This window comes from Roseobacter weihaiensis (assembly GCF_020622345.1).
Lineage (GTDB): Bacteria > Pseudomonadota > Alphaproteobacteria > Rhodobacterales > Rhodobacteraceae > Roseobacter > Roseobacter weihaiensis.
In genome coordinates this window covers 73,850-93,294 of the sequence record NZ_JACNMO010000016.1, presented here as the reverse complement: position 1 = coordinate 93,294, position 19,445 = coordinate 73,850, and the positions used below count along the sequence as shown (strand labels likewise).

The 19,445-nt window shown below is 61.7% G+C and carries 19 protein-coding genes; 6 read left to right on the top strand and 13 right to left on the bottom strand.

From position 1 onward, the window contains the following. Positions 1-113: 113 nt before the first annotated feature. The 7 genes from H7847_RS17085 to H7847_RS17055 form a co-directional block, all read right to left on the bottom strand. A complete protein-coding gene (locus H7847_RS17085) occupies positions 114-2,240 on the bottom strand; it encodes a xanthine dehydrogenase family protein molybdopterin-binding subunit (RefSeq protein WP_227270698.1) in 2,127 nt (708 codons plus the stop codon). Position 2,241: 1 nt separating this feature from the next. Continuing rightward, complete coding sequence (locus tag H7847_RS17080; protein ID WP_227270697.1) at positions 2,242-2,694, bottom strand: (2Fe-2S)-binding protein; 453 nt, start codon at positions 2,692-2,694, stop codon at positions 2,242-2,244. A 1,229-nt stretch (positions 2,695-3,923) separates the two neighbouring features. Continuing rightward, a complete protein-coding gene (locus H7847_RS17075) occupies positions 3,924-4,709 on the bottom strand; it encodes a hypothetical protein (RefSeq protein ID WP_227270696.1) in 786 nt (261 codons plus the stop codon). Positions 4,710-4,823: 114 nt separating this feature from the next. Further along, entirely contained in the window at positions 4,824-5,396 is a 573-nt protein-coding gene (locus tag H7847_RS17070; protein ID WP_227270695.1) for a PEP/pyruvate-binding domain-containing protein, read from the bottom strand. A gap of 18 nt (positions 5,397-5,414) precedes the next feature. After that, positions 5,415-5,813 carry a PEP/pyruvate-binding domain-containing protein gene (locus tag H7847_RS17065; protein WP_227270694.1) on the bottom strand — a complete coding sequence of 133 codons (399 nt, stop codon included), beginning with the start codon at positions 5,811-5,813 and terminating at the stop codon, positions 5,415-5,417. A gap of 82 nt (positions 5,814-5,895) precedes the next feature. Further along, positions 5,896-6,063 carry a hypothetical protein gene (locus tag H7847_RS17060; RefSeq protein WP_227270693.1) on the bottom strand — a complete coding sequence of 56 codons (168 nt, stop codon included), beginning with the start codon at positions 6,061-6,063 and terminating at the stop codon, positions 5,896-5,898. 3 nt (positions 6,064-6,066) lie between these two features. Further along, positions 6,067-6,249: a hypothetical protein gene (locus H7847_RS17055; RefSeq protein WP_227270692.1), complete on the bottom strand. Its 183-nt coding sequence runs from the start codon at positions 6,247-6,249 to the stop codon at positions 6,067-6,069. 207 nt (positions 6,250-6,456) lie between these two features. Between H7847_RS17055 and H7847_RS17050 the strand changes: the two genes are divergently transcribed. Next, entirely contained in the window at positions 6,457-6,597 is a 141-nt protein-coding gene (locus tag H7847_RS17050; protein ID WP_227270691.1) for a hypothetical protein, read from the top strand. A gap of 383 nt (positions 6,598-6,980) precedes the next feature. Here H7847_RS17050 and H7847_RS17045 read toward each other — a convergent pair whose 3' ends face one another. The 6 genes from H7847_RS17045 to H7847_RS17020 all read right to left on the bottom strand — a co-directional run bounded on the left by H7847_RS17045 (position 6,981) and on the right by H7847_RS17020 (position 13,590). After that, a complete protein-coding gene (locus H7847_RS17045) occupies positions 6,981-7,727 on the bottom strand; it encodes an SDR family NAD(P)-dependent oxidoreductase (RefSeq protein ID WP_227270690.1) in 747 nt (248 codons plus the stop codon). Between the two features lie 28 nt (positions 7,728-7,755). After that, entirely contained in the window at positions 7,756-9,378 is a 1,623-nt protein-coding gene (locus H7847_RS17040) for an ABC transporter ATP-binding protein (RefSeq protein ID WP_227270689.1), read from the bottom strand. Next, positions 9,375-10,214, bottom strand: a complete 840-nt coding sequence (locus H7847_RS17035; RefSeq protein ID WP_227270688.1) for an ABC transporter permease — start codon at positions 10,212-10,214, stop codon at positions 9,375-9,377. The genes H7847_RS17040 and H7847_RS17035 overlap by 4 nt, the downstream gene beginning before the upstream one ends. Next, positions 10,211-11,182 (bottom strand): ABC transporter permease, encoded by a 972-nt coding sequence (locus H7847_RS17030; RefSeq protein ID WP_227270687.1) that lies wholly within the window; start codon positions 11,180-11,182, stop codon positions 10,211-10,213. Before H7847_RS17030 ends, H7847_RS17035 begins: the two co-directional genes overlap by 4 nt. Positions 11,183-11,254: 72 nt before the next feature. Beyond that, positions 11,255-12,820 (bottom strand): ABC transporter substrate-binding protein, encoded by a 1,566-nt coding sequence (locus H7847_RS17025; protein WP_227270686.1) that lies wholly within the window; start codon positions 12,818-12,820, stop codon positions 11,255-11,257. Positions 12,821-12,933: 113 nt separating this feature from the next. Continuing rightward, a complete protein-coding gene (locus tag H7847_RS17020; RefSeq protein WP_227270685.1) occupies positions 12,934-13,590 on the bottom strand; it encodes a GntR family transcriptional regulator in 657 nt (218 codons plus the stop codon). A gap of 154 nt (positions 13,591-13,744) precedes the next feature. On the opposite strand from H7847_RS17020, the gene H7847_RS17015 reads away from it, so the two are divergent. From H7847_RS17015 to H7847_RS16995, 5 genes are read left to right on the top strand one after another with little or no spacing between them, the layout of a single operon-like run. Continuing rightward, positions 13,745-14,773 carry a histone deacetylase family protein gene (locus tag H7847_RS17015; RefSeq protein WP_227270684.1) on the top strand — a complete coding sequence of 343 codons (1,029 nt, stop codon included), beginning with the start codon at positions 13,745-13,747 and terminating at the stop codon, positions 14,771-14,773. After that, on the top strand, positions 14,770-16,332 hold the full coding sequence (locus tag H7847_RS17010; RefSeq protein ID WP_227270683.1) for an acetolactate synthase large subunit: 1,563 nt from the start codon (positions 14,770-14,772) through the stop codon (positions 16,330-16,332). Before H7847_RS17015 ends, H7847_RS17010 begins: the two co-directional genes overlap by 4 nt. Positions 16,333-16,348: 16 nt before the next feature. After that, positions 16,349-16,960: a M20/M25/M40 family metallo-hydrolase gene (locus H7847_RS17005; RefSeq protein ID WP_227270682.1), complete on the top strand. Its 612-nt coding sequence runs from the start codon at positions 16,349-16,351 to the stop codon at positions 16,958-16,960. Further along, positions 16,960-18,051 (top strand): phosphotransferase, encoded by a 1,092-nt coding sequence (locus tag H7847_RS17000; protein ID WP_227270681.1) that lies wholly within the window; start codon positions 16,960-16,962, stop codon positions 18,049-18,051. The genes H7847_RS17005 and H7847_RS17000 overlap by 1 nt, the downstream gene beginning before the upstream one ends. Further along, on the top strand, positions 18,048-19,361 hold the full coding sequence (locus tag H7847_RS16995; RefSeq protein WP_227270680.1) for an aspartate aminotransferase family protein: 1,314 nt from the start codon (positions 18,048-18,050) through the stop codon (positions 19,359-19,361). The genes H7847_RS17000 and H7847_RS16995 overlap by 4 nt, the downstream gene beginning before the upstream one ends. The last annotated feature ends 84 nt before the right edge of the window (positions 19,362-19,445 follow it).

Here is a 19,445-nt window from a genome sequence, read left to right as displayed (position 1 = left end):
GTTCACCCCAGCGCAGGATTTGATACTTCTATATGAAAGGCAATCAGACTAGGTCTCCAGTACCGCCGTCACGCGGTCTGGGGTAAAGGGCAAGTGGCGCAACCTTTGACCTGTCAAGGCGTGGAACCCGTTTGCGATGGCCGCAGCCACCATGGGCGTGCCCACCTCTCCAATGCCCGTGGGCGCCGTCTCTCCTTGTGCCAGGTCGATCTCGATTTCAGGCACTTCATGGCGCGCAGCACCTCGTAGTCGAAGTAATTCGACTGATCGACCTGCCCACCGGTCAGGGTGATCCGTTCCTTGAGGCTGCTGGACACGCCAAAGACGATGCCGCCCTCGATCTGGTTCCGCGCATTATCTGGCGCGACAACCAAACCTGCGTCCACAGCCGCCCAAAACCGCGGAACCGAGATGATGCCGCTGTTGCGGTCAACAGCAACTTCGGCGATCCCCGCAGCCATCGAATTGCCATATCCGGCAAACGATAGCCCGAGCGCCGTATCCGAGGCTGCACCACCCCATCCTGCCATATCGGCAACGCGTTCCATCAACCGTGCGCCACGGGGATTGTTGCCTAACAAGGACATCCGAAAATCGAATGGATCACGCCCTGCCACTTCGGCAAGTTCATCCATGAAGGCCTCTGCTGCGAAGCTGGTATAGCTCGCGCCGATCCCCCGCCATGGGGCAATGCGCGCGTGAGCCGGGGTGATCACATGCTGCGCCCGCATATGGGGCAGATCGTAGAACTGGCTTTCGGAGCCCCGGACCGAAATGATGTCATGCGGGCGCACCTGCTCCCACCTCAAGGGATTGAAGTAGGAGATGACCGATGGTGTTGCGATGTCGTGCTGCCAACCGGACACTGCATTGTCCTCAGTCAGGCCCGCACGCATCCGCTGCACCGCGGCGGGTCGGAATGCGCCGCTGCGCACATCATCCTCACGTGTCCACACCAGCTTTACCGGGCGTCGCATCGTGCGGGACAACAGGACGGCATCGCGCAGGTACTCCTGCCGCAGCGCCGTGCGGCGGCCAAAGCTGCCGCCCATCGTCATGGCATTCAGCCGTACCCGGTCCGGTGTCGTGCCCAGAGTTTCGGTGACAGTGTAGGTGGACCAGCTTTGCGTTTGTGTCCCGACCCAAACTTCTGCGCCCAGATCATCTGCATCGACGGAGGCGACGGCAGCCATCGGTTCGATTTGACCGTGATAAGCGTAGTCTGATCGGTAGTCTTCGGTGATGGTCCGGTCGGCGGCTTTCAGGGCCGCGCTGGCATCTCCGGCCTCGCGCCATATGGCGCGCTCGACATTCGGATCGTCAAGGGCAGCGGTGTAGGCATCCAGTGTTGCATCGCTGTCCAGTGTTTGCTCGGGCGTGGGAGTGTCCCACGTCACATCGAGCGACGACTTTGCCAGAAACGCATCTTCCAGACGCGCGGCAACCACCGCCACGCCATCCGGTACCTCAATCACATCCAGAACGCCCGTGTGCGCGCGCGCAGCCTCTGCGTCATAAGACGCAGGTCCTACGCCGTCGAACGGGGACCGTTCCACCGCTGCATACACCATATCTGGCACGGAGACGTCGATGGCATAGACCTCGCGCCCAGTGCTTTTGGCAGGCACATCGACGCGTGGGCAATCCTGTCCAATAAGGCGATAGGCAGAGGCCGGTTTCAGGTCCGCCACAGTGACGTCTTCGGGCAAGCTCAAATCAATGTCAGGTAATGCCGCGATCTCACCGTAACTCATCTGCCGGTTTGTTGCCCCATGCAGAACCAGACCGGGCACCGTCTCAACCTCGGCCACAAGAACGCCCCACTCGGCCGCCGCCGCGCGCATCAGCACGGCACGCGCCTGTGCGCCAGCTAACCGCAGGGTATCGAAATACCCCGATACTCCCGTACTTCCTGCGGTATAGAGCACATTGCCAAACAGCGGATTGCCGAATGCCCTGTCGTCGCGGTGAAGTTGTTCAACCGTGACCGCATCCCATTCCGCATCCATCTCTTCGGCCAGGATCAACGGCAGAGCTGTTGAACCGCCTTGGCCCATCTCCGTCGATGGAAATAGAATATGCGTTGTGCCGTCTGGTGAGAGGCTGACCCACCCCGACACATCGCGGGGAAGCGCCTGCGCGGACGCGCGCGAAATGCCCAAAAGCCCTGTCACACCTATGGCAAACCCGAGTGTGGCACCGCTTTTGAGGAATGTGCGGCGGTTCAATACATCTCCCATCTCACACCTCCGACGCGGCGTTCTGCACCGCTTTGACGATACGGTTGTACGTCCCGCAGCGGCACAGGTTTGTGCTCATATGATCCAGGATGTCCGCACGGGTGGGCTGCGGGTTCTGAGCCAGCAACTCCGCGGCCTTCATAATCTGCCCGGACTGGCAATACCCGCATTGGGGCACCTGTTCTTCAATCCACGCCTTTTGCAAGGGATGATCGCCCGATTTTGATAGCCCTTCAATCGTCGTGATTTCGGCCTCCGTGACGTTCTCCAGGGGCGTGAGGCACGAAAACGTTGCCACCCCGTCGACGTACACGGTGCAGGCACCGCATTGCCCCACCCCACATCCAAATTTTGTGCCAGTCAGGCCCAGATGCTCGCGAAGCACCCACAGCAAGCTTGTGTCGGGTGCGGCGTTAACTTCGATGGTATCGCCATTGATCGTGAGAATTGCCATAACTGCTCCCTTTGCACTCTTGACCGCGGCCAGGCGGAGCCGGGATGTCTTTTAGAAATTTAGGACCGCGCAGCGCATTGCCGACGTGTATCCCTGCACACCGGCTGTGCGGACACAATGTCGTGAAATTCGAAGGCCTGTCGTTGTGGGCCGAGCTGGCAGTTGAGTGGTTCAAGGGAGATATATCGCCTGTGATTTTGATCGGCATGAACGCTGTTTGCTGGCACTGCGCCTAAAGCTATTCGAACTATTGCGGATTAGGTGTCGTACGTGAACGCGTGGAATTTGGACTAGCGGCAGCGGGGGCGCGAGGGCGCGAATTTGATCGCTAAACAGATCAACGCATAAAATCGAACAAGCTCGCGCCCAAGGTTATCGCATCCGTCGAAGAAGGGCGTAGCTATCGTTGAATTGTCCGAATTTACTGTATTAGCATATCCGTAGTCAGAGTTTTTGAAACCAATGGCAGCTTAATTTAGGAAAGCTTCCGGATCATCTGGTTGGATTGATTATGCGGCATGTTTGCGATGATGCAAACGTCGCATTCCGAACTTCTTCCGTTTCATCCTTTGTGTACAATCCAAGGTGAAGGTCCGCAAAGCGCACCAAATCAGCCTCCAGCACAAACGCAGCGAGAACTCTGAATTTACAGATCGGGCTCTCCGCCGACCTTAGCCGCAAGTCGTTCCGAGGTCAGCACTGCGGACCGAGCCGCCTTTTACTGATGCAGCTATTGCTGACGCAGCATCATTTGACGATTGCAGCAAGCTCGTCTCTGCAATGCAGTCAAACTCATCGAACCGGTCGTCTAATTATGCCAATCCTGGCAGGTCACAAAGCGTCATTTCGCTGCGGTCAGCTCCAACACTCCAGACGCGGACGAAGCTGATCTTGCCGTCTGCATAATTGACGACTGCTTCTCAAGTGCTGCACCAGCAGCAAAACGCACCAACGGCGGAAGGACGAAGCCGCTCTCGCGGCAATGGCGCTTTTGGGTTGTGTTTTGAGGTGACTGAGACGGTGCGCACCTTGTGATCTCTTTGACCTGTCAGACGATTGGGGTTTCTCAATCTGATGACAGGAGGTTCCCATGCCTTCCTTCCTTTTGGTTTTTTGGTCCTGAGCGGACCTTCACGTGTTCAGAAAACAATCGGATGGCCTCTTCAGACATGACTCTGTGCGGTGCATGATCCTTCCTCTTTTTGAGGCGCAACTGACGTCCAAGCCAATCACTCGGATCGGGTGCGACCCGACAAACGGATCAGTTCTTCGTACAATTCGAACCAGACAGTGTGATAGCTTTCTTTCATTGGGTGCGCGACCATTTCCAGATCTGCCTCATCAATCTTGCGCAGCGCATTTTCAAGCCGTGCGTTATACCGGATCAGTCGCTCTTCACTTTTTGCCACCGCCTTGATGATTGGCGTAATCACCCTGTGGACGTCAGTTTTGATACGCTTGATAACCCAAGCGTCATATTCGGGATCGCTGTGGTCATTGATTGTCTGTTCGCCATCTATTTCGCGCAATTGCCAATCTGTCACGACGCCCTTGAACGTGTCGTTGACCGCGTGAAGCGCATTCATCTGCGGTTCGATCTTGGCCTTGAGCCGCTTAGCTGCCTCAGCGTACCAATCATCGACGCGATCGGACAATTCCTGAGATGGACGCACCCGGTTCTTGGGCATCGCCTCGACCTCTCCGCTTTTTACGAGTTCATCCATGATGGCGGAGACCTCGGATTCTTTGGCACCCAGCACTGCAGCAATCGTAGATAGATCCCCCATCCCCTTCAGGGCAAGCGCCCTTGAGACAGTATCGCGCGTGGCGGCTTCGCAATATCCATCCTGCAGTGCGGTTCCCGCCGTGCTTGGCGGGTCGCGCACCCAATTTCCCAAGATCGCCACTTCGGGCACCTCGATCTTGTCGTGGTGGTGCGCGCCAAGAAACACTTCTCCGGTGTTTCCATCAATTGTAACAACAGTGCCGGTTGGCACGTGGCGGCCCGCGATCATGATCCCGTCGGTCGCTTCGGCGCGCATAAGTGGAAAATCAGGGTCTTCGGCCATGTCGATGGCCATACGCAACGCGGCGTGCGGACTGTGTTTGCCTCTTCGATATTGCCGCATCTAGAGCTTGCCCTCTTCGACGGTAAATTCGATATCTACGAGATCACTCAAATCTCGTTCGAGCAGATGCGCGGTGTTTTTGAGTTCGGCGGCCACTTCAGGCCAAACATCAGCCAGCACAGAGATCGGCAAAGTCTGATGTGTGCCCGCGACGACGTCCTCGCCTTGCGCACCTTGCAGGAAGTCGCCCATCAGTTTTGGCGTGCCGTCAGACGGGCAACGTGAAAAAGCGAAACCGGTGCCAGACCGGGTGCCCAAGTTGCCGAACGCCATCATCTGCACGGTCGCAGCGGTGAACAAGTAGTTGGCGATATTTTCAAGGCGGCGGTAGGTTTTTGCCCGCTCGCAGGTCCATGAGGAAAAAACTGCGCCAACGGTTTCGCGCACCTGTTCGAGTGGATCGATGGGCACGACATAGCCACGTTCGGCGAATTCCGCACGCAATGCGATGGTGGCTTGCGCGAGAGAGTCTGGAGATAATCCGGCACCGTCGTCCGGACCAAGATGCGTTTTGCTTACTGTCCGAACGAGCTCGGGGGGAGGATCGAGGACGACAGAAACAAAGGATTGCACAAAGCGGCTCAGCGTATCCTAGCCGAACCGTGCATCGCCCGTCGCTTGACCCAGCGCCTGGGCCGTGTCGTTTGTCATTCCTGCATTCAATACCGTATCCATCATCCCGGGCATGGGAATCGGCGCTCCAGACCGTACACTCACAAGGAGCGGAGATGAAGGATCGCCAAGCCGTTTCCCAGAGGCCGTTTCCAACTCTTTCAGGCAATCGACCAACGCATTTTCCTTATCCGCAGTCCAGCCATCCTTTAGATAGGATTGGCAAGCTTTGGTGGTAAGCGTAAATCCCGCCGGGACCGGAAGCCCCAGCGCCGTCATCCGCGCAAGGCCCGCCCCCTTCCCCCCGAGCAATGCCGCACGTTCGCTCTCAGGAAGCGTAACGCCTTGCGCAAAAGACAATCCAAACTGCTTAGACATTCGTATTCTCCAGTTTCCGGGGCGCAGCCGCCCCGTGTCAATCCCTTTGGCCGCGCCGGTTCCAGGTTGTGCATCTCGTTTGTCAGCCCTTGTCGATCAGCGTTTCCACGACGGTGGCGGTGATCCTGAACTGGCGGTGCTCCTCCAACCAGGGATGGCTCTTGGCGCCGTTGAAAGGTTCGCCCCAAACCACTGTCACCTTGGAGCCCGGTTTGGCATGTTTTGCGACGACCACGGCGGTCGATATCATCGATCACACATTCCAGCTGAACCCGGTGTAAACGGCAGCGCCGATCATTTCACCGTTGCAGTCGCAGACCGCATCGTACTGCCAGTTCGCATAATTCGACAAAGGTTGATTCACGTAAAGGGCGGGGAGGTTTTCCTTGTTCGTATAGGTGCGGACGAGGGCCTCAACATCTTTCGGATCCCACATAAGCGCGGCCTTTTTACGATGTATTTTTTCGGCCGCTTTTCGAGCGCCGCACGCCCAATGAAATCGTGATCGAACTTAACCAGGTGCCCGTAGCCCAGTTCTTACGGATTGAAGTAATAGTCTTCAATATTGGGTGAATACGCTGAGTGACGGCGCAAAAGCTCTTTGGGAAAACCGCGACCAGATGTTAGCTCTTGTGCAAACTTGATGGATGGCGTGATCGGCAGCTTTGAAGCTGGTGTGCTCGCGGAGATCGGCCAGCGGTGCGTGATGACCTTTAACGATCTCGCCCGTCAAGCTTTTGGCGATGCAGGAGTGAACAGCCTCAACCAACAACTGGACGAGTGAGGTCAAACGAAAATGCTCGCTAAAACAGACATTGAAGCGTCGCACACCACCTGACACGTTGGGCTCGCTCCGGTCAGTTGCTGCAGTAGTATTCTGCCCTGATCCGCGCTCAAAGACCTTTCGGTCTTTTACTTTCCAGTAGGGCGGTTGCCTAACTGGAGTTGCCCCGGTTGCCAAGGTGAGCGGCAAAGCCGCTTCCCACATCACCAGCCAAAACAACTGCCCTTGCCTGCAACCACGACGGGTTGGAATAGCCAATCCGGCTCAAGACCGGCGCTTGCAGGTCCAGTGGCCGCCCAGGATACCTTGTGCAAATCTGCCGCTTTCCTGCCGAAAATGCATCGTCGCATGAATTCAGACCCCGACGTTCCACCAATTTCCCGTCACACGTGTTGCCCGCCATTCACCTCGATCTCGACGCCGGTGACGTAGGAGCTTTGGTCGGAGCACAGGAAATAGATTGCATCGGCGACTTCCTTTGGCTGGCCTAGGCGGCGTAGGGGCAGGGTGGCAATGATCCTGTCGGTGCCTTCGCTGAGGATGCTGGTGTCGACCTCGCCGGGGGCGATGGCATTGACGCGTACACCAAGCGGGCCAAAGTCATGCGCCATTTCGCGGGTCAGCGCGGCGAGGGCGGCCTTGGACGTGGCATAGGCCGCACCGGCGAAGGGATGCACCCGCGCCCCGGCAATGGAGGTCACGTTGACCACCGACCCCTTGCCGCGCGACAGCTCGTCCTGCAACCCGCGTGCCAGCACGACGGAGGCGAAGAAGTTGACGTGGAACACCTCGCCCCAGACCCGAAGATCGGTGTCGAGCGTGCTGAGACGTTCGCCCGCCGGGCCCTTGGGCGAGATCCCCGCGTTGTTGACCAGTGCATGCAGCGCGTTGCCGTCGAGCAGGGTGCGGATGTGTTCCACTGCTTCCGTGATCTTGTTCGGCTGGCTGAGGTCGACCTGCACATGATCGCGCGCGCCGCCGGGCCAAGGGCACTGAGGCGAGAAGGGTTGCCGCGAGCAGCTGATCACGCGCCAGCCTTCGCTGGCGAATTTCTTGACTGTGGCGTGACCAATGCCGCGGCTGGCACCGGTCAGCAGAAGGGTCTTCGTCTCCGGATCGGCATCGGTCATGGGCTTTCCAATCAGAAGGGCTGGGTGTCTATTCCACCTGCATCAAGGCACGTTCGTAGTCCTGTCCCGGGATCGCGTCCAGCAGGCTTTGTGTATAGGCGGTGTCGGGATCGTGCAACACCTTGGCGGTCGGCCCGACCTCGACGATGCGGCCCTTCTGCATGACGATGATTCGGTCGCAGATCCGGGCGGCGACCCGCAGGTCGTGGGTGATAAACAGCATCGACAGGTTCAGCCGCGTCTTGAGGTCCGCCAGCAGGTCCAGCACCTGTGCCTGGATGGAGACATCGAGCGCCGACACCGCTTCGTCCGCAATGATGATCGACGGATCCAGCGCCAGCGCGCGGGCGATGCCGATGCGCTGGCGTTGTCCGCCGGAAAACTCGTGGGGAAACCGTTCCATCGCGGAGGCGTCAAGGCCGACAAGGTCCAGCAGCTTACGGGCCTTGTCCATCGCCTGTGTCCGCGGCGTGTCGTATGCGATCAGCCCCTCGGTCAGGATGCGCGACACGCGGGCGCGGGGGTTCAGCGATGAGAAAGGGTCCTGAAAGATCATCTGCATCTTGCGCCGCGTTTCGCGCAGTTCGGTGCCCGACATCGGCGCGATGTCGGCCCCGTCGATCAGGACGCGGCCCTTGTCCGGTTCGACCAGCCGCACAAGGCAGCGCCCCACGGTGGACTTGCCCGATCCGCTTTCCCCCACGATGCCTATCGTTTCGCCCGAAAAGAGATCAAAACTGACACCCTGCACAGCCTTGACCACACGCTGCTTGCCGAAGAAGGAGCCCGAGCCGGTGGTGAAGGTCTTGCTCAGCCCCTCAACCCGCATAATGGGGGTGCCCAGAGGGTCGTCGCTGTGGGCGTAGCGGGTCAGACGCGGGATCGCATCAATCAGGGCGCGGGTATAGGGATGTTCGGGATGCAGCAGGACCGCGTCCGCCGTTCCGGTTTCGACGATTTCGCCTTTCTGCATGACGATGACGCGGTCGGCAATGTCCGCCACCACGCCGAAGTCATGGGTGATAAAAATCACGCCCATGCCGCGTGAGCCGCGCAGGTTCTCGATCAGCTTGAGGATCTGCGCCTGTGTCGTCACATCGAGGGCGGTGGTGGGTTCGTCCGCGATCAGGATGTCGGGTTCCAGTGCAAGCGCCATGGCGATCATCACGCGCTGGCGCTGGCCGCCGGACAGTTGGAACGGATAGGCGCGGATCGCGGCCTCTGGGTCGGGGATGCCGACCTCGTCCAGCAGTTCGAGCGCGCGGGCGTGGCGTTGGGACGGGCCTAGTGCGCCGTGGGCCTCGAACACTTCGGCGATCTGGGCACCGACGCGCATCAGCGGGTTGAGCGCGCTGAGCGGTTCCTGAAAGATCATCGAGAAGCGTTTGCCGCGCAGGGTCATCATTTGCCTTTCTGGCAGGTTCAGGATTTCCTGCCCGTCGAAGGTGATGGTGCCGCCGGTGGCTTTCACGCCCTGCGGCAGCAGGCCCATCACGGCATTGGCCGACATAGATTTGCCCGACCCGCTTTCGCCGACGATGCATAGGATCTCGCCGGGGGCGAGGTCGAAATTGATGTCCTTGGCCGCAAAGGGCCGGTCGGCGCCTTCCGGCAGCGCGATATCGAGGTTGCGGATGCTGAGCAGGCTCATTCGGATTTCCTTGTGAGGCGCGGGTTGAGCGCGTCGTTCAGCCCCTCACCGATCAGGTTCAGCGCCAGCACGGTCAGCAGGATCGCCATGCCCGGCAGGAAGGACAGCCACCAGGCGGTGCGGATCACGGTGCGCGCCGCCCCGATCATGTAGCCCCAGGACATGATGTTGGGATCGCCCAGACCGAGGAAGGACAGCGAGCTTTCCAGCAGGATTGCCTGCGCCACCATGAGCGAGGCCAGCACGACGATCGCGGGCAGGGCGTTCGGCAGGACGTGGCGCAGGATGATCTGGTCGTTGCCGAGGCCCGACAGCGTTGCCGCCTCGACAAACTCCCGCGTGCGCAGGCTGAGGACTTCGCCGCGCACGAGGCGGGCGACGGGGGGCCATGACACCACGGCGATGGCGATGATGACGTAGGTGAGGCTGGGCTGGAAAATCGCCAGCAGCACGATGGCGAGCGCGAAGCTCGGGATGGTCTGGAAGAACTCCGTGAGGCGCATCAGGATGTCGTCGGTGCGGCCCACGAAATACCCCGCGAGCGCGCCCACCGGCACCCCGATGGCCAGCGCCACTATGGTGGAGACGAGACCCACCAGAAGGCTGACATAGGCGCCGTGCGCCAGCCCCGACAGCACGTCACGCCCCAGTGCGTCGGTGCCGAGCCACAGCGTATCGTCGGTAAAGGGTGGCAGGAACGGTCGCTGCACCATCTTCCAAGGGCTTTGCGGGAACAGGAAAGGGGCGGCGATGGCGGTGGCGATGACCAGCGCGAGGATTACCAGCCCGATCACCGCGCCGCGGTTATAGCGGAAGCGTTTCCAGAATTCCTTCATTTGGTCAGCCTTATGCGCGGGTCGACGATGACATAGACGACATCGGTAATCAGGTTGAACAGCAGCACCATGGCGCCCGAGATGTAGAAGACGCCGAGGATCACGGCGTAATCGCGCTGGTTGATTGCCTCGAACATCAGGCGTCCGATGCCGGGCCAGGCGAAGACGGTTTCGGTCAGGATCGCACCGCCGAAGATCTGGCCTGCTTGCAGGCCCGCGAGCGTGATCACCGGCAGCAGCGCGTTGCGCAGGATGTGCCGCCGCTGGATCACGCTGCGTCTGAGGCCCTTGGCGCGGGCTGTCTTGACGAAGTCGAGGCGGCTGACCTCCAGCATCGAAGAGCGCGTCATGCGCATGTAGATGGCGGTGAAGAAGAGGCCCAGCGTTGTCGCGGGCAGCACCAGGTGCTTGGCCACGTCGAGCACATGGGCGAAGCCTGTATAGCCCGCGCCGATAGTCGAATAGCCGAAGCCGGGCAGCCAGCCGAGCCAGACGGAAAAGACGAGGGACGCCATCAGTGCCACCCAGAACAGCGGCGTGGCGTAGAACAGCAGGGCGAGGGTGGAAATGATCGTATCGCCCCACGAGCCCTGGCGCGCGGAGGCAGCAACACCGGCGATTACGCCGAGCACCAGCGACAGCAAGAAGGCCACGCCGGTCAGCAGCAGCGTGGCGGGCAGTCGGGTGGCGATCAGTTCGGCCACCGGCATCTGCTGGCGGTAAGAAAAGCCGAGGTCCAGTTGCACGGCACCCTTGAGATAGGTCCAAAGCTGGATGTAGAGCGGCTGGTCCAGACCGAAGCGCGTGCGCAGGTCGGCGAGGAATTTCTCGTCCGCGGCGCCGGCCTCGCCGGCCATGACGGCGGCGGGGTCGCCGGGGGCGGCGTGGATCAGCAGGAAGTTGAAGATAAGGATGGCCAGCAGGATGAAAACCGACTTGACCAGCCTGCCCAGAATGAAACGTAGCACGCGATTTGCCCTGTTCTTGATGCGAGATGGGTCCCGACCATCAGTGCGGCCCGGACCCAAAGGCAGATGCCCTTAGTTCCGGTCGATCCACACGTCCCGGAAACCGTCATTCACACCAAGCGCGGTGTTGACCGGGTTCTTGATGTTGCAACGGTAGATCGTAGGAAAGCCAAGCTCCAGCAGCCACAGGTTCGGCACATCAGAGACGATCATATCCTGGATCGTCTTGTAGGCGGCCATGCGGTCGTCGGGGCTTGCCATCAGCGCCGCCTCGTCGAACATCTTGTCCGTCTCGGGGTTCTGATAGTTCGACACGTTGTTCCAGGGCGAGCCGGGTTCAGCATTGGTGGACATGTAGGTCCGCGAGACGCCAAGGGCCGGATCGCCGTACTGGTAGAGGTACGTGAACGCGAGGTCGAAGTCGCGGTCAGCGACCTTCTGATTCCATCCCGCCACGTCCGAGGGGACAAGTTCGACGTTCATGCCAATCTCGGTCAGGTTCTGCTTGACCGCTTCGGCCCAGCGTTGCCATGTCTCGCCGTAGGGCAGGCCCAGCAGACGGATGGTTTCGCCGTTGTAGCTCGATTCCTCCAGCAGCCCCCTGGCCTTTACCGGGTCATAGCCGATGTCCGGTGTGTCCCCGGCGTAGAACCGGGTGGAGGAGGACAGCGGCCCGGTCGCAACCTTTCCCAGACCGTTCCACAGCGCGTCTTTCGCAAAGTTGCGATCCAGTGCGTGCATCATGGCCTGACGCACCTTGACGTCATCCAGCGGCTTGTTGTTCTCGTTCACCCAGATCCATGACAGCGGCCCGAAATATTCCCAACCCTTGTCGGTGATGCAGGTGTTTTCCAGCTCGCGGATGCGCGGCACGTCGAAATTTTCGACCGACCCGCCGGGCAGTACGTCGACCTTGCCGGTCTCGTAGGCCACCGCACGCGACGCGGCGTCGGGGATCACGTGGTAGTAGACCTCATCGACATAGGGCTTGCCCTCCATGTAGTAATCCTCGTTCTTGACGAGGTGGATGTAGCTTCCCTTGACCCATTCACCGAACTTGAACGGGCCGGTGCCGATCGGCGTATTATTCGCCGGGTTGTTGGCGAAATCTGTGCCCTCGTAGATGTGCTTGGGGATCATCGGTGCGGTGCCCTGTTCGAAGATCCCGATGAAGGGGCCGAAGGGCTGCTGGAGATTGAACACGACCGTCAGATCGTCCGGTGTGTCGATGCTTTCGACCCGGTCCATGTAGGTGCGGGTGCGCGGGTTGGTTTCGCGCAGGAACACGTCCATGGTGAACTTCACGTCCTCGGAGGTGAAGGGTTCGCCGTCGTGGAACGTCACGCCGTCGCGCAGCTTGAAAGTGTAGGTCAGCCCGTCCTCGGAAATCTCCCAGGATTCGGCCAGCTGCCCTTCGGGCTTGAGGTCGGAATCGTAGCGCAGCAGGCTCTCGTAGATGTCGCCCGCGACCATCTGGGTCGGGCCGTTCTGCACGATGCCCAGCATCAGCCCCGGGGGCTCGGGTTGTATTACGACGTTGAGCGTGCCGCCCGCCTGCGGTTCCCCGTCCTGCGCGGCCAGCGGCCCCGCAAGCGCCAGGGCTAGGGCAGCAGCGATGAACTTGAATGGTTTGAGCATATGTCTTTCCCCGTTTGTTGATGTCCGTTAGGACTGTTTATGCGGCTCCTAAGGTGAACCGATCCTCGTCAAGGTGCTTCCCGTCATGTCGTGAAACGACACGTCCAGGCGCCTCAGTCTTCGTCAAGCGACTGGATATACTTGGCAATTCCATCTTTTGGTTTCTCGATATCGTCCCGCATGGCGGCCCGCGCGGCGGCGGGATCGTGTGTCTTGCAGGCGGCGATGATCTGGTGATGGTGTTCGACCATGTCCTTATGCGTCGCGGCATAATAGCCCGAAATCAGCGGCCCGGTGCGCAGCCAGAGGCGGCTCAGTATATCCAAAAGGATCGGCATGCCCGCGATTTCCGCAAGGGCGAAGTGGAACTTCTGGTTCATTTCGATCGCCAGCGGCCAGCGTCCGGCGAGACATGCCTCTTCGTTGCGCAGCACGATCCGTCTGAGCAGCGCCACGTCCTTCTCCTGTGCCACTGCGGCGGCGCCGGCGGCGGCCAGGCCTTCAAGCTCTGCCCGGATGGCGGTGATTTCGAGGTAGGCGGCGGTGGTCAGCACTGGCACTCTTACGTCGCGGACGCTGCGCTGTTGCAGCGCGTTGTCCTGCAACAGGCGCTGCACGGCGTCGCGCACGGGTGTCGAGCTGGTCCCAAGTGAGTCGGCAAGACCCCGGATCGTGATCTTCTGGTTCGGTTGCAACTTGCCCCGGATCAGGTCCTGCGCGACTCGTCCGTAGATGGCATTCCCCAGCGACTCCTTGTTGATTTCCTTCATCTGCCCTCGATCTCCAGTGGCCTGAGAAGGCCAAATATTGGTGCATGATGCATCAATATTATTGTCACGGCAAACGTTAACTGCAATAGTCCCCGCAAATGAGCCGGGTGCCGGAGGCGTTGCCCGAAAAACGGCACTTGCAGAAGGCCCTGACATGAAAGTCTTTTTCGACCCACGCCAACTTGGTCATGCACCTGAGGTCTATTTCAGGCGGGGGATGGCGATGCCGCATCAGGAGCAGCCTAAACGAGCCGAGATTCTGCGAGACATGCTGCTTTCCGAAGGGTTCGAGATCGACGCGCCGCAAGATCACGGGGTCAGGCCGATCAAGGCGGTGCACAATCCCGATTATGTCGATTTCCTGCCCGACGCCTACGCTCGCTTCGTTGAAAGCGCCGGGACGGAAGCGTTGGCGATCCCGACGATGCACCCCGGCGTTCGGCGTGGGAAGGAGCCCCGCGACATTCACGGACAGCTGGGCTGGTGGATGACCGATACCTCCACGCCGCTGACGCCCGGCAGCTGGGACGCGGCCTATTGGTCGGCTCAGGCTGCCGTAGAGACGGCTGAGGCGGTGTTGTCGGGGGCCCGCGCGGCCTATGCCCTGTGCCGTCCGCCGGGCCATCACGCGATGCGCGACTGTTCCAACGGCTTTTGTTTTTTCAACAACGCCTGCATCGCGGCGCATCACTTGACGTCCAAGTACAAGAAGATCGCGCTCATCGACGTGGACGTGCATACCGGGAACGGGTCGCTCGACATCCTCTACGCGCGCGGCGACATCTTTTTCTGTTCGCTGCATCCCGATCCAGCCAACTATCCGACTTTCTTTCTTGGTCACGCGGACGAGACGGGCGAAGGCCCGGGGGTCGGCAAAAAGCTGAACCTGCTGCTGGAGCAGGGGGCCAGCCATGCCGCCGTGCTGGCGATGCTCCAGCGGGGGATTGCGGCGGCACAGGACTTCGGCGCACAGGCGCTGGTCGTGTCGCTTGGCTTTGACATGGCAGCGGACGATCCCTTGGCGGCGGTCAACGTCTATCCCGACGGTTTCGCTGCGATGGCCCGCAAGCTGGCGGGCATGGGCCTGCCGACCGTCCTGGTGCAAGAGGGCGGCTATCTTGGCCCCTCGCTGGCCGACAACGGGCGCGCCTTCCTCACAGCCTTCCGCGAGGCGATCCGATGAAGGACCATCCCAAGACGATGAACGGCGCGGAAAGTGTCGTGCGCAGCCTGCACGAGGCGGGCGTCGACGTGTGTTTCGGCAATCCTGGCACCTCCGAGATGCAGTTCGTTGATGCACTGGACCGGACCAAGCTGATGCGTTGCGTGCTGGGCTTGTTCGAGGGGGTCGTGACCGGGGCCGCTGATGGCTATGCCCGGATGGCGGGCAAGCCGGCTGTAACGCTGCTACACCTCGCGCCGGGTTTCGCCAATGCCGCCGCCAACCTTCACAATGCGCGCAAGGCGCGGGTGCCGATGGTGAACCTCGTGGGCGATCACGCGCTACGGCACCAGCAATACGACGCACCGCTGTCGGCGGATGTGGAAGGCGCCTGCGCGCCGTTCTCGGATTGGGTCCGGTCGGGCAGGCATGCGGGCAGTTTTGCCAACGACGCGATGGAGGCGTTGCGCGTGGCCACCGGTAAGCCGGGCCGTATCGCCACGCTGATCGCGCCCGCCGATATCGGTTGGGACGACGGCGGCGTGATGGCTGATGCGCTGCCGCCGAACGGTCCGGTAGCGTTCGATCCCGACGCGCTGCACGGGGCCGTTGCCGCGCTGGAGCACGGCGCGCGGACGGTGATGATCGTCGGGAACGGCGTGCTGGAGGATGTGGGCGCGCTGGCCCTGTTGCAGGGGATTGCGGACCGCACGGGCGCGAAGATCCTCGCGCCGACCTCGAACCGGCGGATGGAGCGGGGGCAAGGACGGTTTCCCGTCGCCAAGATCCCCTATCCCATTAACGACGCCATCGCGCGCCTTGCGGGCTTCGACCACGCGATTCTGATCGAAGCAATGCCGCCCGTGGCTTTCTTTGCCTACCCCGGCAAGCCGAGCTTGTTGTTGCCCGAGACCTGCGAAACCGTGACACTCGCCGGGCTGGATGGCAACGGGCCGGAGGCGATTGCGGCGCTGGCCGACCGCATGGGCGCGCAGGCGGCAAAGGCACCGGCGATGATCCAGCCGACCCCCCCTGCTGCCGGGGCGATCACGATGGATAACATCGCGGCGGCGCTGGCAAATTCGCTGCCTGAGGATGCCATTGTCGTGGACGAGGGGGTCAGTTGGGGCGGGGCGCTTTATGCGGCGGGCAATGCGGCGCGGCCAAACTCGTGGCTGTCGCTGACCGGTGGATCCATCGGCATCGGCATTCCACTGTCGGCGGGGGCGGCCATTGCGCGACCCGACCGCCCCGTCATCACACTGCAGGCGGACGGGTCGGCCATGTACACGATCCAAGGACTGTGGACGCAGGCGCGGGAAGGGTCGAATGTCACGACAATCATCCTTGCCAACCGGGCCTATCAGATCCTCAAGGGCGAATTGCACAATGTCGGCGCGCAGCCGGGCGAGGATGCGCTGAGCATGCTGAACCTCGACCGTCCAACGCTGGATTTTGTGGCGCTGGCCAAGGGCATGGGCGTGCCAGGCCGCCGGGTCGAGGACGTGCGCGACCTGATGCAGGCCATCGAGGACGCGGCGACGGAGCCCGGGCCGTTCCTGATCGAGGCGCTGCTGTGATGCGAAAGGCGGTGACATGACACCTGCCCCCGACCTGCGCGGCCGCATCATGCAATCGCATCTCGACGTGGTGCCGGAAGTTCTGGCGGAGATGTGCACCGATGCGCACTACTCGGGCAAGGTCGAAGGCGACTGGATGTTCGGGCGCGGGGCGACGGAAATGAAGGCGGTGGGGAACCTGTTCGCGCTGGATGCGCTCCGGCGGATCGGGCTGCAACCCGCGGCGACCGTCGATATGCAGTCGGTGGTGGAGGAAGAGCCGACCGGCAACGGCGCCCTGCAAACCTTTCTCGAAGGCTGTACTGCCGACGCCGTGCTGATCCCGAAGCCCGAAGACGAGAAACTGGTACGCGCCAATACGGGAGTGCTGTGGTTCCAGGTCGTGCTGCGCGCCGCGGCGCATGAGGCGGCGATCAGCGCACCGCTAAAAAGCTTTACGATGGCGGGTTACCTCGATGCCTGGGTTTACGCACTCTATAACAGGATACCGGCGCTCTGCTACGGGGTGATCTCGCGGAATATACACGGGATCGACGAATGTGTGAACCTGCCGTCGGTCATCCGCATCACGCAGGCGATGCCGCTGTTCATCACGGAACGGTGCGGCGTCAAAGAGGAGTACGCCTGATGCCGAGGCCCGCCGCGATTTCGCCTCAGAGTGCGCACGACGTTGTTGGAGGGGGGCGGGCCGATCTGTTATCGCACGAGGCACCTGCGATTTCGCCGGACCTTGCGGCGGAGCTGGCGCGGGATCTCTACGGGATCGCTGGGCAGGTGCACAAGCTGACCGCCGAGAAGGATGCGAATTTCCGGGTGACCGACGCCGTGGGCGCTCAGGCGCTTCTAAAGATCACCAATGCTGCCGAAGACCCTGCGGTGACCGACATGCAGACCGCCGCGCTGCTGCATCTGGCGGCGGTAGATCCGACCCTGCCCGTGCCGCATGTTCGACCGTCTCTGAACGGGCGCGCGTCAGAGCGTGTGACCCTGCCGACCGGCCAGACCCATGTGGTGCGGTTGCTGAGCTATCTCGACGGCACGGTGCTGAGCGGTGCAGCGAATGGCGCGGCCCTGCACCACGATATCGGGCGCTTGCTGGGACGGCTGACATTGGCGCTGCGCGGGTTTTCGCATCCGGCGGCGGGGCACTTGTTGCAGTGGGACATTCAGCAGGCCCACCGCCTGCGTCCAATGCTGGAGGCGGTCGCGGGGCCGCGCCTGCGCGCGCGGCTGACGGACCTGATCGACCTGTTCGAGGCCGATATCCAGCCGCGTCTGGTTCCATTGCGTGCCCAGGTCGGGCACAATGATTTCAACCCGCACAACCTGTTGGTGGACGGCCCGGAAGCTACGCGTCTGACGGGCATCATCGACTTTGGCGACATGGTGCGGACACCGGTGGTTTGCGATCTGGCGGTGGCGTGTTCCTACCAGATTACCGATGGAGACCGGCCGCTGGATGACGTCGCCCGCCTGATCGCGGGCTATACCGAGGTTCTGCCGCTGCAGGCGGAGGAGGTGGCACTTTTGCCCGACCTCATGCGCCTGCGCCACGCCACCAGCCTGACCATTGGGGCATGGCGTGCGCGACGCTATCCCGAGAACGCGGAGTATATCCTGCGCAATGGCGCCGCTTCGCTGCGGGGGCTGAACGCGCTGGACCGGATTTGTACGGACGCCGCCGTAGCGGCGCTTTCGCGCAGGGAGAACGCAAGATGACAATGGTCAACGCATACGACAGCAGCGGGGCCACAGGACTGGACGCAGAGGATGCCGCGCTGATCGCGCGCCGCGAAAAGGTCATGGGGCCCGCTTACCGGCTGTTCTACCGCGAGCCGCTGCATCTGTTGCGCGGCGAGGGGGTGTGGCTGTGGGACAGGGCGGGCAAGCGATATCTTGATTGCTACAACAACGTCGCCTCCGTCGGGCATTGCCATCCGAAGGTGGTCGGGGCGATTGCGGCACAGATGGGCACGCTGAACACGCATACGCGGTATCTGCACGACGGGGTGGTGAATTATGCCGAGCGGTTGCTGGCAACGATGCCGGATGCGCTGGGGCATGTGATGTTCACCTGCACCGGGTCGGAGGCGAACGACCTCGCGTTGCGGATCACCCGGTCGCATCTGCAGCGGCAGGGGGTGATCGTGACGCAGCTCGCCTACCACGGGTTGACGGAGGCGGTATCGGAGCTGTCGCCATCGCTCGGTGATTTCGTGCGGCGCGGCGACCGGGTGCGGCTGATCCCGGCGCCCGATGCGCTGAGCGTGCCGCCCGAGGAGCAGGGCGCGCGGCTGGCTGCCGATCTGGGCGATGCGATTGCGGCGATGCGTCGGGACGGGATCGAACCGGCGGCCTTTGTCGTCGATACGGTGTTTTCCAGCGACGGGCTTTACCCCGATCCGGCGGGGTTCCTGAAACCCGCCGTGGACTTGATCCGCGCCGAGGGCGGCATTTTCATCGCCGACGAGGTGCAGCCGGGCTTTGGCCGCACGGGCGACGCTTTCTGGGGATTTCAGCGCCACGGGCTGGTGCCGGACATGGTCACAATGGGCAAGCCAATGGGCAATGGTTTTCCGCTGTCGGGTGTTGCGATGCGGCCCGGTCTGGTAGAAGAATTCGGCAGCAAGGCGCGGTATTTCAATACCTTCGGGGGCAATCCCGTCGCCGCCGCCGCCGGCATGGCGGTGCTGGATGTGATCGAGGACGAGGGCTTGCAGGAGAACGCCCGCGATGTCGGCGCGTTTCTGAAGGAGGGCCTGTGCGAGATAGGCGCGCGCGACGCGGGGATTGTCGATGTGCGCGGCGCGGGGTTGTTCCTTGCCGTCGAGATCGCGCGGGACGGCGCGCCGGATGCCGACCGCGCGGCCTTTGTCGTGAACCATCTGCGGCAGAACGGCGTATTGATCAGTGCAACGGGGCCTGGGGCCAACGTGCTCAAAATTCGCCCGCCGCTGGTGCTGCAACGGGCGGAGGCTCAAGTGTTCCGCGATGCCGTGGCCGCGGCCTTCGCTGCGGATGCGACGTGAACCAGGCGATAGGGGAAAGAAGACATGTTGAAACCAAGGGCCACAGCCGTTCCGTTGGTCGAGGACGATCGGGTCCGAGTCACG

Excerpts from the sequence above, each read along its gene's own strand:
- H7847_RS17085 (WP_227270698.1), bottom strand. The coding sequence starts at position 2,240 with ATGGGAGATGTATTGAACCGCCGCACATTCCTCAAAAGCGGTGCCACA.
- H7847_RS17080 (WP_227270697.1), bottom strand. The coding sequence starts at position 2,694 with ATGGCAATTCTCACGATCAATGGCGATACCATCGAAGTTAACGCCGCA.
- H7847_RS17075 (WP_227270696.1), bottom strand. The coding sequence starts at position 4,709 with ATGATCGCGGGCCGCCACGTGCCAACCGGCACTGTTGTTACAATTGAT.
- H7847_RS17065 (WP_227270694.1), bottom strand. The coding sequence starts at position 5,813 with ATGTCTAAGCAGTTTGGATTGTCTTTTGCGCAAGGCGTTACGCTTCCT.
- H7847_RS17060 (WP_227270693.1), bottom strand. The coding sequence starts at position 6,063 with ATGATATCGACCGCCGTGGTCGTCGCAAAACATGCCAAACCGGGCTCC.
- H7847_RS17055 (WP_227270692.1), bottom strand. The coding sequence starts at position 6,249 with ATGTGGGATCCGAAAGATGTTGAGGCCCTCGTCCGCACCTATACGAAC.
- H7847_RS17050 (WP_227270691.1), top strand. The coding sequence starts at position 6,457 with ATGGATGGCGTGATCGGCAGCTTTGAAGCTGGTGTGCTCGCGGAGATC.
- H7847_RS17045 (WP_227270690.1), bottom strand. The coding sequence starts at position 7,727 with ATGACCGATGCCGATCCGGAGACGAAGACCCTTCTGCTGACCGGTGCC.
- H7847_RS17040 (WP_227270689.1), bottom strand. The coding sequence starts at position 9,378 with ATGAGCCTGCTCAGCATCCGCAACCTCGATATCGCGCTGCCGGAAGGC.
- H7847_RS17035 (WP_227270688.1), bottom strand. The coding sequence starts at position 10,214 with ATGAAGGAATTCTGGAAACGCTTCCGCTATAACCGCGGCGCGGTGATC.
- H7847_RS17025 (WP_227270686.1), bottom strand. The coding sequence starts at position 12,820 with ATGCTCAAACCATTCAAGTTCATCGCTGCTGCCCTAGCCCTGGCGCTT.
- H7847_RS17020 (WP_227270685.1), bottom strand. The coding sequence starts at position 13,590 with ATGAAGGAAATCAACAAGGAGTCGCTGGGGAATGCCATCTACGGACGA.
- H7847_RS17015 (WP_227270684.1), top strand. The coding sequence starts at position 13,745 with ATGAAAGTCTTTTTCGACCCACGCCAACTTGGTCATGCACCTGAGGTC.
- H7847_RS17010 (WP_227270683.1), top strand. The coding sequence starts at position 14,770 with ATGAAGGACCATCCCAAGACGATGAACGGCGCGGAAAGTGTCGTGCGC.
- H7847_RS17005 (WP_227270682.1), top strand. The coding sequence starts at position 16,349 with ATGACACCTGCCCCCGACCTGCGCGGCCGCATCATGCAATCGCATCTC.
- H7847_RS17000 (WP_227270681.1), top strand. The coding sequence starts at position 16,960 with ATGCCGAGGCCCGCCGCGATTTCGCCTCAGAGTGCGCACGACGTTGTT.
- H7847_RS16995 (WP_227270680.1), top strand. The coding sequence starts at position 18,048 with ATGACAATGGTCAACGCATACGACAGCAGCGGGGCCACAGGACTGGAC.